Origin of the sequence: Nocardia sp. NPDC057353, from assembly GCF_042667085.1 — a bacterium.
Lineage (GTDB): Bacteria > Actinomycetota > Actinomycetes > Mycobacteriales > Mycobacteriaceae > Nocardia.
In genome coordinates this window covers 1-13,496 of the sequence record NZ_JBHVAK010000003.1, presented here as the reverse complement: position 1 = coordinate 13,496, position 13,496 = coordinate 1, and the positions used below count along the sequence as shown (strand labels likewise).

The following is a 13,496-nucleotide window of genomic DNA, read 5'->3' as shown; positions in this document are numbered from 1 at the left end:
TCAGGTGATCAGGCGGCTTGATCTTGCACGGTAGTGCGCCGCCGGGAATCCCGCCGCTCGCGGGTCAGTTCTTCGCCGCGGCGAGTCCGGCCCTCCGGCCGTAGAAGCTACCGTCTCCGAGTGATGCGCCGCTGACATAACCGCCGGTACAGATGCCGGATGTGCAGCGTCCTGCGGCGTAGAGGCCGGGAATCGGCGCCCCGGAAACATGCAGCACCCTGGCATCGAGATCGGTGCGCAGCCCGCCGAGGGTGAAGCCCGCGGTGAAGTTGCGCATGTCGAAGGCGGCCACCGCGCCGGTGAGCGGCCGCAGCCACTGCGCCTTCTTGCCGAAGAGTGGGTCGGTGCCCTGTGCGGCGTATTTGTTGTAGACCTCCACCGTGCTCTGCAGCGCTTGCTCCGGGAGCCCCATGTCGGCCTCCAGTTCGGCGACCGTCTCCGCGGCCCAGGTCGGCGGCACCCGAAAGAACGGTGTGGAGGTCTCGGTGGCCAGCCCCTCCTCGTGGGCTTGCTCGTCGATCACCAGGTACGCCTGGTTCTCCTGGTGGAACAGCGTCATCTGCCCGATCCGGCCCGGATAGGTGTCCTCGGGGACGTAGCGCTGGCCGCGGCCGTTGACCATGATGCCGCGCGCCATGAGCTGCGGGTCGCCGAAGAAGGCGACCTCGGTGGCGTTCATATGCGAGGTGGCGGCGCCGAGCGCGGCGGCCAGCTTGATGCCGATGCCGTCGTGCTCCTCGATGGCCGCGCCGGGGCGGCCGATGAGCTGCGGCGCGTAGTCGGAGATCATCTGCTCGGCGTAGGCGAAGCTGCCGGTGGCCAGGACGACCCCGCGTTCGGCCCGAACCGCGACCTCCTTGCCATACCGCTTGGCCAGCACCCCGACCACTCGCTCGCCGTCCATAATCAACCGGGCCAGCCGGATGTCGTACTCGACCCGGACGCCCAGCGACTCCGCCGTCTCGGCCAGCGGCTTCATCAGCATGTAGCCGCCGCCCTTGGAGCCGGTGCGCTTGTTCGACATCTGCGGCACGTGCCCGCGCGGGGCGGGTGTGGCGATCTCGTTGAACGGCGCCGCGTTCTCCCCGCCGGAGTAGCCGAGCCCCTCGTCGTGCGGCGGCTCCCAGCCCGGCTCGCCCCAGAACGCCTCCTTGAACGGGACGCCATTGCCGACCAGCCAGTTGTAGTGCTCGACGCTGCCCCGGCTGTAGTCGGCGATCTTCGCCCTGTCCGCACCCGGCCCGACCGCGGCGAGCAGGAACTTCTCCATGTTCTCCGGCGTGTCCTCGAAGCCGAGCGCCTGCTGCAGCGGGGTGCCGCCGCCCAGGTACACCCAGCCGCCCGCCAGCGAGGCGGCGCCGCCCCAGCCGCTGGTGCGCTCCAGGATCAGCACGCTCGCGCCCGCCCGCGCCGCCTCGATGGCGGCGCAGACCCCGGCGATGCCGTAGCCGGCGATCACCACGTCCGCTCTCTCGTCCCACTCGGTGATCGTGTCGGCCTGCACCGGCCGCAGCGGTGTCTCCTGATCGCTCACTTCTTCTTCTCCTGCTGGGCGATGACCTTGCCGACCACGGAATCCAACTTGGTGCCGAGCGGCCAGCCCGCGTAGTGGCACAGGAACAGCGCCGCGTCGCGCAGCTGCTCCGGGGTGAACTCCCCGTTGCCGAGCGCCGCCCCGATCTGGATCTCGGCGACGTCGAAGAGGTTCTGCGCGGTGAGCAGCCCGATCAGCAGCAGCCTGCGATCCCGGATGCTCAGCGCCTCGCGGGACCAGATATCGGCGAAGAGGTGGTCGGCGGTGGCGGCGAAGTGGTCGCCGGGGCCGTCCTGGAACTCCCAGCCGTAGACCTCGCCCATCTTCGCGAGGCCGCGCGCCCTGCGCTCGGTGCCGTTCATCGACTCACTCATCGGGACTCCTCCTCCGCTTTCTCGGCGAGCGGGCCGCGCCCGACGCCGAGGCCGGTGCCGAAATCGCGCAGCGCCTGCCTGGCCAGCGGCAGCGCGACGTCGAGCCGGTCACCGAGTTCCAGTGCCAGGCTCAGATCCTTCTCGCCGAGCCCCCGCACATGGGTGAGAATCGGCAACCAGAAGTCGCCCTCCGGGATCGGCGCGGTGGTGTCGCGCAGCATGATCGACCCCGCGCCGCCGGTGACGGCGTCCGAGTGCCTGACCACCTTGCCGAGCGCGGTGATGTCCAGCCCCGCCGCCTCGGCCAGCCGCTGCCCCTCGGTGGCGGCGGTGAAGGCGACGAAGTGCAGCAGGTTGCGGGCCAGCTTCATCCTGGTGCCCGCGCCGACCGGCCCGGCGTGCACCACGAGATCGGAGAAGAGCCCGAACGGCTCCTTGACCGCGGCGAAGGCGGCATCGCTGCCGCCCACCATGACCGCGAGCCGCCCCTCCTTGGCGCCGCCCGCGCCGCCGCTCACCGGGGCGTCGACCAGGTCGACCCCGCGCTCGGCGCACTGCACGGCCAGCTCCTCGGCGGTCCGGTCGGCGATGGTGGAGTGCACCGCGATGACGGTGCCAGGGGCGGCGGTGCCCAGCACCCCGTTCGCGCCCGCGACCACCTCGCGCACCTGCGCGTCGTCCAGCACGGTGATCGAGACGACCCGCGCGCCCTCGGCGGCCTCGGCCGGGGTGCTCGCCGCTTTCGCGCCCTCGGCGGTGAACGGCTCCAGAGCCTCCGCGCGCACGTCGCACACGGTGAGCCCGCCCGACCAGGCGAGCAGCCGCTGCGCCATCGGCGCGCCCATGTTGCCGAGCCCGATGAAGGCGACCCGCTCGCTCATGAGCGGAAGATCTGTCCGCCGTCGACATTGACGATCTGGCCGGTCACCCAGTTCGCGTCGTCGGAGAGCAGGAACAGGCAGGCGCCGACGAGGTCCTCCGGCGTGCCCATGCGCTTGAGCGGGAGCCGGTTCACCATGTCCTTGACCATGTTGCCCGGGGTGACGTTCTTGGTGGCCTCGGTGTCGATCGGGCCGGGCGCGATGGCGTTGATCCTGATGTTCGAGCCGCCCAGCTCGGTGGCGAGCTGCTGGGTCAGGCCGTTCACCCCGACCTTGGCCAGGCCGTAGAAGCCGGAGTACAGCCAGGCCGCGGTGGAGGACTGGTTGACGATCGAGCCGCCTCCCCCCTTGGCCATGTGCTCCCAGACCGCGCGGGTGACGTTCAGCGCGCCGTCCATGTTCACGCTCATGAACTTCTTGTAGTAGTCCCACGGCACGGTGAGCAGCAGGTCCAGCTTCATGTCGCCGTAGATGGCGGCATTGTTCACCAGGTGGTTGATGGCGCCGAACTGCTCCAGCGTGAAGGCCGCGAGCGCCGCGGCGGATTCCGGGTCGGCGACGTCGACCGCGCCGAAGACGGCGGTGCCGCCGTCGGCCACGATCTTCTCCGCGACGGCCTTGCCCGCCTCGGCATTGCGGTCGGCGACGACCACCTTGGCGCCCTCGGCGGCCAGCGCCTGCGCGTAGGCGGCGCCGATGCCCTGCGCGGCACCGGTGACGATGGCGGATCGTCCTGCGAAACGGGACACGTTCTGCTCCATTCGTTGTCGGGAAAAGGGGCTCAGAGCCCGGTCGCGACGAGCTTGGCTTCCAGGTACTCCTCGAACCCGAGCAGCCCCATCTCGCGGCCGATGCCGGACTGCTTGTAGCCGCCGAACGGCACGTCGGCCGAGTACCAGACGCCGCCGTTCACCGAGAGCGTGCCGCTGCGCACGGCGTCGGTGGCCCGGCGGATGCGCTCCGGATCGGAGCCCCAGATCTGCCCGGAGAGGCCGTAGGGGGAGTCGTTCGCGATGGCGACGGCGTCCTCGTCGCCGTCGTGCGGGATGACGACGAGCACCGGGCCGAAGATCTCCTCGCGGGCCACGGTGTGCGAGTTGTCCACGTCGGCGATCAGCGTCGGCTCGATGAAGAAGCCGCGCTCCTGGTACTCGGGGCGCTTGCCGCCGACCACGATCCGGCCGCCCTCGGCCTGCGCGATCTCCAGGTAGCGCTCCACCCTGGCGCGCTGCCGCTCGGAGATGAGCGGGCCGCAGACGGTGCGCGGGTCGGTCGGGTCGCCCGCCCTGATCCCGCCGAGCGTGCCCGCGGCGATCTCCACCGCCTCGGCGTACTTGGCCCGCGGCACCACCAGCCTGGTGTAGATCGCACAGCCCTGACCGGCGTGGATGGCCGCGGAGAAGGCGGTCATGCCGACCGCGCCGCCCAGGTCGGCGTCGTCGAGCACGATGCTCGCGGACTTGCCGCCCAGCTCCAGGAAGGTCTTCTTGAGCGTGCCCGCGGCGGCGGTCATGACCGCCTTGCCGGTGGCGGTGGAGCCGGTGAAGGTCACCATGTCGACCCGGGGGTCGGTGGTCAGCTGGGTGCCGAGGCCGTGGTCGGAGGAGGTCACGATATTGACCACGCCCGGCGGGATGTCGGTCTGCTCGGCGATGATCCGGCCCACCTCGGCGGCGCACCACGGGGTGTCCGGCGCGGGCTTGAGCACCACCGTGTTCCCCGCCGCCAGCGCCGGGCCGAGTTTGGCGAAGTTGATCTGGTGCGGGAAGTTCCAGGGCGTGATCGCGCCGACCACGCCGATCGCCTCGCGGCGCACGGTGCGGTGGCTGCGCATCCCCATCGGGGCGGCCTCGCCGTGGTCGGTCTCCCAGGTGTAGTTCTCGGCCAGCTCGGCCGAGAAGGTCAGGTCGTCGATCGGCACCTCCAGCTGCGGGCCGGAGGTCAGCATGGTCGGCGCGCCCACCTCGGCGATGGTGACCGCGCGCAGCCGCTCCACCTCGGCCTTCAGCGCGTCGCGCAGCTGGGCGACGCAGCGGGCCCGGAAGGCGTGGTCGCGGGACCAGGTGGTCGAGTCGAAGGCGGTGCGGGCGGCGCCGATCGCCGCGTCCATGTCGGCGGCGTTCGCGTCGGCGGCCGCGCCGAGCACCTCCTCGGTCGCCGGGTTGACGGTGTCGAACTCGCCTCCGGCCCCGCTGACGAGCTTTCCGTCGATCAACAACCGTGAGCTGTCCGTGGGCAGCAGGCTCATCGCGATCTCTCCCAAGTGTCTGGACAAGTGTTCGGAATATATTCCGATCAGTCGCGATGGCGCAAGAACACGTTCTCGTTGACCTGGTCGCGGCGATAACGCCGCGGCGCCGCCCCGAGTGTCGCATCCTCGGAGGTGTGCAGGTGCGTCCGCGCAGTCTCCATTGTCCTCCACAGGTGTCGGTGGTACCGTCCAGACACATGTCCAGCTGTCTGTCTGCCCGGCACGCGGTACCGCCGCGCGGCGCAGAGAACTCGTTATCGAAATCGGGGTGCTCGCGATGACCGGTTCCACCGCCCTTGACCCCTTGGCGTTCGATCCGTACGACTACGGCTTCCACGAGGACCCGTACCCGACCTACCGGCGGCTGCGCACGGAGGCGCCGCTCTACCACAACCCGGAGATCGGGTTCTGGGCGCTGAGCCGGTACGCCGACGTCACCGCCGGGTTCCGGGACAGCGCCAAGCTCTCCAGCGCCAACGGCGTCTCGCTCGACCCCGCCGCCTGGGGCCCGCACGCGCACCGCACCATGTCCTTCCTGGCCATGGACGACCCGCGGCACATGCGCATGCGCAGGCTGGTCTACAAGGGCTTCACCCCCAAGCGGGTGGCCGAGATGGAGGACCGGATCCGGGAGCTCACCCTCGAGTACCTGGAGCCCGCGCTGGCGAGCGGCCGCTTCGACTGGATCGACGAGGTCGCGGGGAAGCTGCCGATGGATGTGATCAGCGAGCTGATGGGCGTCCCGGCGAGCGACCGGGCGGAGATCCGCCGCCAGGCCGACCTGGTGGTGCACCGCGCCGACGGCGTGCTCGACGTGCCGCCGGAGGCGATCGACGCCTCGCTGAGCCTGGTCGGCTACTACGCCGACATGGTGGCCGAGCGCAGGAAGCACCCCACCGACGACCTGACCTCGGCGCTGCTGGACGCCGAGATCGACGGCGACGTGCTGACCGACGACGAGATCATCGGCTTCATGTTCCTCATGGTGGTCGCGGGCAACGAGACCACCACCAAGCTGCTCGGCAACGCGCTCTACTGGGGCGGCCACCACCCCGGCGAGTACGCGAAGGTCGCGGGCGACCCGGAGCACGTCACCGACTGGGTCGAGGAGACGCTGCGCTACGACACCTCCAGCCAGATCGTCGCCCGCACCGCCACCGCGGACCTGGAGTACCACGGCGGCACCATCCCGGCGGGCGCCAAGGTGCTGCTGCTGATCGGCTCGGCGAACCGGGACAGCGAGGCGTTCGACGACGCCGACAGCTACCGGATCGACCGCACCGACTCCACCGCGCTCGCCAGCTTCGGCGCGGGCGTGCACTTCTGCCTCGGCGCGCACCTGGCGCGGCTGGAGGCCAATGTCGCGCTCCGCGAGTTCGCCGAGCGGGTGCGCGAATACCACGTCCACGCGGAGGGGATCGAGCGCGTGCACTCGACCAATGTCCGCGGGTTCGCCAAGCTCCCGATCTCGGTGGAGGTGCGCTGATGCCCCGTTTCGAACCCCATCCCGCGCGCAGGCCGGTGCTGGTCGCGGGCGCCTCGTCCGGCATCGGCGCCGCCACCGCGGTGCGGCTGGCCGGGCTCGGGCACCCGGTGGCGCTCGGCGCCCGCCGGGTGGCGCAGTGCCAGGAGCTGGCCGAGAAGATCACGGCCGACGGCGGCACCGCGACCGCGATCCGGCTCGACGTCACCGAGCAGGATTCGGTGGACGAGTTCGTCGCCGCCGCGGAGCGCGTCCACGGCCCGGCCGAGATCCTGGTCTCCGGCGCGGGCGACATCGAGTTCGGCCGGATCCAGGACATGGCCCCGGACCGGTTCCTGGCCCAGGTGCAGGTGCACCTGGTCGGCGCGCACCGGCTGGTGCACACGGTGCTGCCCGGCATGCTGGAGCGGCAGCGCGGCGACCTGGTCCTCATCTCCTCGGACTGCGCCGACATCCCGCGCCCGCACAACGGCGCCTACAACGCCGCCAAGACCGGGCTCGAGGCCTTCGGGCACCAGCTGCGCATGGAGCTGGAGGGCACCGGGATCCGCGCCTCGCTGGTGCGCCCCGGCCCGACCGTCACCGGCATGGGCATGAACGCCCCGGCCGAAACGGTCGGACCGCTGCTGGAGAGCTGGATGTCCTGGGGTTTCGCCAGGCACCCGTACATGCTCAAGCCGGAGCACCTGGCCGACGCCGTCGCGACCGTGGTCTCGGTGCCGCGCGGCGCGCACATGGTGCTGGTCGAGGTGCAGCCCGAAGCACCGCTGAAGCCCCGCGACGAGGGCGGCGCGTAATGCGCGTCGAGGTCGACCTGGATCTGTGCCAGGGCCACGCCGTCTGCGCGGCGGAGGCGCCCGACGTGTTCACCGTACCCAAGCGGGGCCAGGTGGAGATCCTCGACGCCGAGCCGGGCCCCGAACACCTCGAGGACGTGCGCAACGCCGTCCGCTACTGCCCCACCCAGGCCCTTTTCGTGAAAGGCGAAGACCAATGACCGGATTCGATCGCGCCGAGCTGGACGAGATGATCGCCCGCTGGATCGCGGAGAACGAGCGCGCCGAGGAGAAGGGCGACTGGCGCCCGCTGGCCGAGCTCTACACCGTCGACGCCACCTACGGCTGGAACTACGGCCCCAAGCAGGAGTTCATGGCGGTCGGCCGGGAGGAGATCCGGGAGCTGGCGCTGGGCCAGGAGATGGAGGGGCTGGAGGGGTGGACCTACCCCTACCAGGACTTCGTGGTGGACGAGCGCTCCGGCAATGTGATCGGGCTGTGGAAGCAGGTGGCCGACGCCACCCGCGCGGACGGCAGCAGGTACACCGTGGACGGGATCGGCGGCAGCTGGTTCAAGTACGGCGGCGACTTCCAGTGGTCCTGGCAGCGTGACTTCTTCGACTTCGGCAATGTCTCCGCGCTCTTCCTGGACATGATCACCGCCAACGCGCTCTCGCCCGGGATGCTGAAGCGGATCGAGCGCTCCACGGCCAAGGAGCCGCTGCCCGGCTGGTACAAGATCGGCCAGTCGCCGGTTCCGATCTGGTAATCCGATGACTCAGCCCGTCAGTGGATTCCAGGATTTCACCCGCGCGCAGCTCGCGGCGCTCGTGCCCGAGCTGCTGCTCTGCGGCCAGCTCATCGACCGCTCCGGCATGGCGCACGTGATCGGCGCCTTCGGCCGCGAGGGCATGGCCGAGGTGGCGATCGAGGAGTGGCAGCTCGCCAGCCCGATCTACACCAGGCGCATGCAGCGCGCGCTGAACTACACCGGCGACGACGTGGTCACCATCTTCAAGGGGCTGCAGCTCGACATCGGGGCGCCGCCGCAGTTCATGGACTTCCGGTTCGAGGTCACCGACCGCGACCACGGCGAGTTCTGGCTCGACCACTGCGGCGCGCTGATCGACGTCGAGCCGATGGGGGACAAGTACGTCGTCTCCATGTGCCACGACATCGAGGACCCCACCTTCGACGCCACCGCGCTGGCCACCAACCCGCACGCCCAGGTGCGCCCGATCCACCGCCCGCCGCGCAAGCCCGCGGACCGGAAACCCATGTGCGCCTGGACCGTCATCATCGACCCGGCGCACGAGCCGCCGCCGGTCCCGCGCAATGCGGCGCTGGTGGCGAACACCGTCGCCGCCGGGTTGGAGCTGACCCCGATCGACCCGGCCGACGAGGGCGCCGCCGACTACTCCGGCCCGCTGCTCAGCGACGTCCGGTTCCCGGACTTCTCCCGCTCCGCGCTGATCCGGATCGCCGACGAGGTCTGCCTGCAGCAGCACCTGCTGACGCTCGGCTTCCTGGTGGCGATCAACGAGCGCGCCGAGCTCGCCGCGGCCGCGGAGATCGCGCGCAAGACCCTCGCCGGGATCGCGGGCGTCGCCTCCGAGCGCATCCGCAATGCGCTCGGCGCAGGCCACGACTACGCCGGGCTCGCCACCGTGCTGCGCGCGCACCCGGTGCTCAACCCGCTGGGCTACACCGGGATCGAGATCAGGGCGCGCGAGCACGGGCTGGCGCTGTGGTTCCCGGCCGAGTCCGGCGCGCAGACCGACGGCGCCTGGCCCACGATGCTCGACCCCGAGCACCTGGGCCCGCTGGACGCGCTGGTGCGCGGGGTGAACCCGCGGTTCAGCTGCCGCGCCGAGAGCGGCGCGGACGGCTGGAGTGTGGAGGTCGAGCTCACCGACACGCCGCACAAAGAGGCGCCCGAGGTAGCGGTGACCCGGTTCAGCACCGGCGCCGACTGGACCTTCACCGACCGGGGGATCCCCCTCCCGCTCACCGTGGTGTGAGCCCCGGACCCAGTACGAGACGGAAGCGACATGGCCAACAACTTCGCCGACCTCTTCGAACACGCCGTCGACGCGATGCCGGAGCGCACCGCGCTGATCCAGGGCGACCGCACGGTGCGCTTCCGCGACCTGGACACCAGGGCCAACCAGCTGGCCCACTACCTGGCCACGCTCGGGGTCGGCACCGGCACGCACGTCGGCTTCCAGATGCACAACAGCATCGAGACCATGGAGGTGCTGATCGCCTGCTTCAAGCTCTCCGCGGTCCCGATCAACGTCAACTTCCGCTACGGCCCGGCGGAGCTGACCTACCTCTACGACAACGCCGACCTGGAGGTGCTGCTCTACCACGCCTGTTACGGCGAGCAGGTGCGCGCGGCGCGGGATGCGGTACCGGGGCTGCGGCACGTGATCTGCGTGGACGACGATGTGGCGAGCTGGGAGTTCGGCATCGACGCGCTGCGCTACGAGACGGTCATGAAGGCGGGCGCGCCGTGGCGGCCGTTCGCCAACCGCAGCGGTGACGACCTGTTTATGATGTACACCGGCGGCACCACCGGCCTGCCCAAGGGCGTCATGTGGCGCCAGGAGGACATGTGGCGGGTGCTCGGCGGCGGCATCGACTTCTACACCAACGAGTACGTCACCGACGAGTACCAGCAGTCCCGCACCGGCGCGGCGGGCGGCCAGGCCACCTACTTCATCCTGCCGCCGCTCATCCACGCCGCCGCCATGATGCCGACCTTCCTCGCGCTGTGGTGCGGGCACGCGGTGATCTTCGAGCGCCGCTTCGACCCGGAGCGGGTCTGGCGGCAGGTCGCGCGCGAGCACCCGAACGTCATCGTGATCACCGGCGACGCCATGGCGCGGCCGCTGATCGACGCCTTCCGGGCGAACCCGGTGGACGTCTCCTCGGTGATCGCCATCGCCTCCGGGGCGGCGCTGCTCACCCAGTCCACCAAGAACGCGCTGCTCGAGCTCTTCCCCGGCGCGGTCATCTCGGACTCCATCGGCTCGTCGGAGACCGGGTTCGGCGGGATCGGCTTCGCGCAGAAGGAGGACGATCCCGCGCGCGGGCCGCGGGTGAACACCGGGCGCGGGGCGGTGATCGTGGACGACGACGGGGTCCCGGTGCCGCCCGGTTCGGAGGGCTGGCTGGCCAAGACCGGGCAGGTGCCGCTCGGGTACTACAAGGACCCGGTGAAGTCGGACCGGCTCTTCAAGACCGTCGACGGCGAGCGCATCGTCATCACCGACGACCGGGCCAGGCGCGAGGAGGACGGCTCGATCACGCTCATCGGCCGCGGCAACATGGTGATCAACACCGGCGGCGAGAAGGTCTTCGCCGAAGAGGTGGAGAGCGTGGTCAAGGCGCATCCCGCGGTGTACGACGCCACGGTGGTCGCGGTGCCGCACGAGCGGTGGGGGAACACGGTCGCCGCGGTCGTCGCGCTCGCCGACGGCGCCGAATTGGACTTCGCGGAGTTCTGCGTGCACACCAGGCAGCACCTGGCCGGGTACAAGATCCCGCGCGCGCTGTGGATCACCGACAGCGTGCTCCGGGCACCGAGCGGCAAGCCGGACTACGGGTGGGCCCGCGATCACGTCGCGGGTCGCGACCCGGACCACCGGGTGCCCGAATCCGGTGGCTCCACGGAACTCTCGCCGCCGGTCGGGGTTACCCTCGCCGCAGCGAACGACGCGGAGGCTCGTCCGTGATCCGCGTGATCCAGTGGGCAACCGGCGGCGTCGGCCGGGCCGCGATCGAAACCATCCTCGATCACCCCGATCTGGAACTCGCGGGCGCCTGGGTGCACAGCGCGGACAAGGACGGCGCCGACCTCGGCACCCTCGTCGGCCGCGACCCCATCGGCGTCACCGCCACCACCGACGCCGAGGCCCTGCTCGCCTCCGACGCCGACTGCGTCCTCTACAGCCCGCTCATGGCCGACGGGAAAACCCTGCGCGCCATCCTCGCCGCGGGCAAGAACGTGGTCACCCCGCTGGGCTGGTTCTACCCCGACGCCAAGCAGCGTGACCGCTACGACGCGCTCTGCAAAGAACACGGCGTCACCCTGCACGGCACCGGCATCCACCCGGGCGGCATCACCGAGAAGATCCCGCTGGCGCTCACCGCGCTCTCCGGCTCGGTGACGGCGGTGCGCGCGGAGGAGTTCTCCGACATCCGCACCTACGCCGCCCCGGACGTGGTCCGGTACTGGATGAAGTTCGGCGGCACCCCCGAGGAGGCGACCGCATCGGGCACCGCCGACGCGCTCGGCTCCGGCTACCGGCAGTCGGTGTGGATGATCGCCGACGCCCTCGGCGTCGACCTCGACCCCGAGCTGCGGGTCACGCACGAGGCCGCGGTGGCGACCGCCCCGATCGACTCCCCGATCGGCATCATCGAGCCCGGCCAGGTCGCCGCGCAGCGGCTGCGCTGGCAGGGCACGGTCGACGGCGAGCCCGTGATCACCGCCGCCGTGAACTGGTTCATGGGCGAGGCCGCGCTCGACCCGCCGTGGGAGTTCGGCGCCGCGGGCGAGCGCTACGAGATCGAGATCGCAGGCGACCCCGGCTCGTTCACCACGATCGCGGGCATGCACGCTCACGCGCCGGCGAGCGCGGACGTGGCGGCCGATTTCGGCGCCAGGGAGCGCGCGCCCGGATCCAGCGACGGCACGCCCGCACCGGGCGCCTCCCGCGCCGTGGAGCGGCACCCGGGCATCGTCGCCACCGCCGCGCACTGCGTGAACAGCATCCCGTACGTCGTCGCCGCCGACCCCGGCGTCCGCACGTACCTCGACCTGCCGCTCACGGCGGGACGAGCCGCCCCGCACCTGCACCGCGCACACCGGAGCGACCGATCCCCGGCCCGGTGAGCTTTCCGTATCCCCAGGAGGTAGAGATGTCCGCACCCTCGTTGCCCACCGGCTTCGACTTCACCGACCCCGCGCTCTGGGAAAACCGCCGCCCGGTCGAGGAGTTCGCGATGCTGCGCCGCACCGCGCCGGTGTGGTGGAACCCGCAGGCCGACGAGGACTCCGGCGGCTTCTTCGACGGCGGCTACTGGGTGGTCAGCAAACTCGCCGACATCAAGGAGATCTCGCGCCACCCCGAGCTGTACTCCTCGCAGCGCAAGGGCTCGATCATCCGGCTCCCCGGCGACATCACCGTCGACCAGATGGAGCTGACCAGCGCGCTGCTGGTCAACATGGACCCGCCCAAGCACTCCAAGATCCGCCGGATCATCTCCAAGGGCTTCACCCCGCGCGCGGTGGAGAGCCTGCGCGCGGCGCTGGCCGAGCGCGCCGACCGGATCGTGCACGCCGCCAAGAAGAGCGGCGGCGGCGACTTCGTCGAGCAGGTGGCGGTCGAGCTGCCGCTGCAGGCCATCGCGGAGCTACTGGGCGTGCCGCAGGAGGACCGCAGGAAGCTCTTCGACTGGTCCAACGCCATGCTCAACTACGACGACCCGGAGTACGGCGACCCCACCGTCGCCTCCGCCGAGATCCTCGGCTACGCCTGGAACATGGCCGAGCAGCGCCGCGCCAGCCCGGCCGCCGACATCGTCTCCGAGCTGGTCCAGGCCGATATCGACGGCGAGGGGCTGGCCTCGGACGAGTTCGGCTTCTTCGTCATCCTGCTCGCCGTCGCCGGCAACGAGACCACTCGCAACGCCATCACGCACGGCATGAAGGCCTTCGTCGACCACCCGGAGCAGTGGGAGCGGTACCGGGCCGAGCGGCCGAAGACCGCGCCGGACGAGATCGTCCGCTGGGCCACCCCGGTCACCGTCTTCCAGCGCACCGCGACCCAGGACCTGGAGCTGGGCGGGCAGCGGATCAAGGAGGGGGAGCGGATCGGGCTCTTCTACGGCTCGGCCAACTTCGACGAGGACGGCTTCGCGGAGCCCTTCACCTTCGACATCGGCCGCGACCCCAACCCGCACGTCGGCTTCGGCGGCACCGGGACGCACTACTGCGTCGGCGCCAATCTGGCCCGGCTGGAGATCGATCTGATGTTCAATGCGATCGCGGACGTCATGCCGACGGTCCGCGAGATCAGCGAGCCGGTGCGGTTGCGCAACGGCTGGATCAACGGCATCAAGAGCTGGCAGGTCGCTTTCGAGTGAATTCGGACCGGAACGAGACGGGGCCCGCCACGCGTCACGCG

13 protein-coding genes are annotated in these 13,496 nt (G+C 70.8%); 8 read left to right on the top strand and 5 right to left on the bottom strand.

Translation table 11 applies throughout. From position 1 onward, the window contains the following. Nucleotides 1-64: 64 nt before the first annotated feature. From ACFUUZ_RS02160 to ACFUUZ_RS02140, 5 genes are read right to left on the bottom strand one after another with little or no spacing between them, the layout of a single operon-like run. Nucleotides 65-1,534 (bottom strand): FAD-dependent oxidoreductase, encoded by a 1,470-nt coding sequence (locus ACFUUZ_RS02160; protein ID WP_378691560.1) that lies wholly within the window; start codon nt 1,532-1,534, stop codon nt 65-67. Then, nucleotides 1,531-1,908, bottom strand: coding sequence for a carboxymuconolactone decarboxylase family protein (locus tag ACFUUZ_RS02155; protein WP_378691557.1), 378 nt, complete (start codon nt 1,906-1,908; stop codon nt 1,531-1,533). Before ACFUUZ_RS02155 ends, ACFUUZ_RS02160 begins: the two co-directional genes overlap by 4 nt. After that, entirely contained in the window at nt 1,905-2,789 is an 885-nt protein-coding gene (locus ACFUUZ_RS02150) for an NAD(P)-dependent oxidoreductase (RefSeq protein WP_378691554.1), read from the bottom strand. The genes ACFUUZ_RS02155 and ACFUUZ_RS02150 overlap by 4 nt, the downstream gene beginning before the upstream one ends. Continuing rightward, nucleotides 2,786-3,538 carry an SDR family oxidoreductase gene (locus ACFUUZ_RS02145; RefSeq protein ID WP_378691551.1) on the bottom strand — a complete coding sequence of 251 codons (753 nt, stop codon included), beginning with the start codon at nt 3,536-3,538 and terminating at the stop codon, nt 2,786-2,788. Before ACFUUZ_RS02145 ends, ACFUUZ_RS02150 begins: the two co-directional genes overlap by 4 nt. 32 nt (nt 3,539-3,570) lie before the next feature. Then, a complete protein-coding gene (locus tag ACFUUZ_RS02140) occupies nt 3,571-5,037 on the bottom strand; it encodes an aldehyde dehydrogenase (RefSeq protein ID WP_378691548.1) in 1,467 nt (488 codons plus the stop codon). A gap of 280 nt (nt 5,038-5,317) precedes the next feature. Between ACFUUZ_RS02140 and ACFUUZ_RS02135 the strand changes: the two genes are divergently transcribed. The 8 genes from ACFUUZ_RS02135 to ACFUUZ_RS02100 are packed head-to-tail and all read left to right on the top strand — an operon-like array spanning nt 5,318 to nt 13,455. Next, complete coding sequence (locus ACFUUZ_RS02135; RefSeq protein WP_378691545.1) at nt 5,318-6,526, top strand: cytochrome P450; 1,209 nt, start codon at nt 5,318-5,320, stop codon at nt 6,524-6,526. Then, nucleotides 6,526-7,320 (top strand): SDR family oxidoreductase, encoded by a 795-nt coding sequence (locus tag ACFUUZ_RS02130; protein ID WP_378691542.1) that lies wholly within the window; start codon nt 6,526-6,528, stop codon nt 7,318-7,320. Before ACFUUZ_RS02135 ends, ACFUUZ_RS02130 begins: the two co-directional genes overlap by 1 nt. Then, nucleotides 7,320-7,520 carry a ferredoxin gene (locus ACFUUZ_RS02125; RefSeq protein ID WP_378691539.1) on the top strand — a complete coding sequence of 67 codons (201 nt, stop codon included), beginning with the start codon at nt 7,320-7,322 and terminating at the stop codon, nt 7,518-7,520. Before ACFUUZ_RS02130 ends, ACFUUZ_RS02125 begins: the two co-directional genes overlap by 1 nt. Then, nucleotides 7,517-8,068: a nuclear transport factor 2 family protein gene (locus ACFUUZ_RS02120; RefSeq protein ID WP_378691536.1), complete on the top strand. Its 552-nt coding sequence runs from the start codon at nt 7,517-7,519 to the stop codon at nt 8,066-8,068. Before ACFUUZ_RS02125 ends, ACFUUZ_RS02120 begins: the two co-directional genes overlap by 4 nt. A gap of 4 nt (nt 8,069-8,072) precedes the next feature. Continuing rightward, nucleotides 8,073-9,320, top strand: a complete 1,248-nt coding sequence (locus ACFUUZ_RS02115) for a hypothetical protein (RefSeq protein WP_378691533.1) — start codon at nt 8,073-8,075, stop codon at nt 9,318-9,320. 30 nt (nt 9,321-9,350) lie between these two features. Continuing rightward, a complete protein-coding gene (locus ACFUUZ_RS02110) occupies nt 9,351-11,039 on the top strand; it encodes an acyl-CoA synthetase (RefSeq protein ID WP_378691531.1) in 1,689 nt (562 codons plus the stop codon). Next, nucleotides 11,036-12,202: a dihydrodipicolinate reductase gene (locus tag ACFUUZ_RS02105; RefSeq protein ID WP_378691527.1), complete on the top strand. Its 1,167-nt coding sequence runs from the start codon at nt 11,036-11,038 to the stop codon at nt 12,200-12,202. The genes ACFUUZ_RS02110 and ACFUUZ_RS02105 overlap by 4 nt, the downstream gene beginning before the upstream one ends. 26 nt (nt 12,203-12,228) lie before the next feature. After that, nucleotides 12,229-13,455, top strand: coding sequence for a cytochrome P450 (locus ACFUUZ_RS02100; RefSeq protein ID WP_378691524.1), 1,227 nt, complete (start codon nt 12,229-12,231; stop codon nt 13,453-13,455). Nucleotides 13,456-13,496 lie beyond the last annotated feature (41 nt).

Excerpts from the sequence above, each read along its gene's own strand:
- ACFUUZ_RS02150 (WP_378691554.1), bottom strand. The coding sequence starts at position 2,789 with ATGAGCGAGCGGGTCGCCTTCATCGGGCTCGGCAACATGGGCGCGCCG.
- ACFUUZ_RS02155 (WP_378691557.1), bottom strand. The coding sequence starts at position 1,908 with ATGAGTGAGTCGATGAACGGCACCGAGCGCAGGGCGCGCGGCCTCGCG.
- ACFUUZ_RS02125 (WP_378691539.1), top strand. The coding sequence starts at position 7,320 with ATGCGCGTCGAGGTCGACCTGGATCTGTGCCAGGGCCACGCCGTCTGC.
- ACFUUZ_RS02120 (WP_378691536.1), top strand. The coding sequence starts at position 7,517 with ATGACCGGATTCGATCGCGCCGAGCTGGACGAGATGATCGCCCGCTGG.
- ACFUUZ_RS02115 (WP_378691533.1), top strand. The coding sequence starts at position 8,073 with ATGACTCAGCCCGTCAGTGGATTCCAGGATTTCACCCGCGCGCAGCTC.
- ACFUUZ_RS02140 (WP_378691548.1), bottom strand. The coding sequence starts at position 5,037 with ATGAGCCTGCTGCCCACGGACAGCTCACGGTTGTTGATCGACGGAAAG.
- ACFUUZ_RS02100 (WP_378691524.1), top strand. The coding sequence starts at position 12,229 with ATGTCCGCACCCTCGTTGCCCACCGGCTTCGACTTCACCGACCCCGCG.
- ACFUUZ_RS02110 (WP_378691531.1), top strand. The coding sequence starts at position 9,351 with ATGGCCAACAACTTCGCCGACCTCTTCGAACACGCCGTCGACGCGATG.
- ACFUUZ_RS02130 (WP_378691542.1), top strand. The coding sequence starts at position 6,526 with ATGCCCCGTTTCGAACCCCATCCCGCGCGCAGGCCGGTGCTGGTCGCG.
- ACFUUZ_RS02135 (WP_378691545.1), top strand. The coding sequence starts at position 5,318 with ATGACCGGTTCCACCGCCCTTGACCCCTTGGCGTTCGATCCGTACGAC.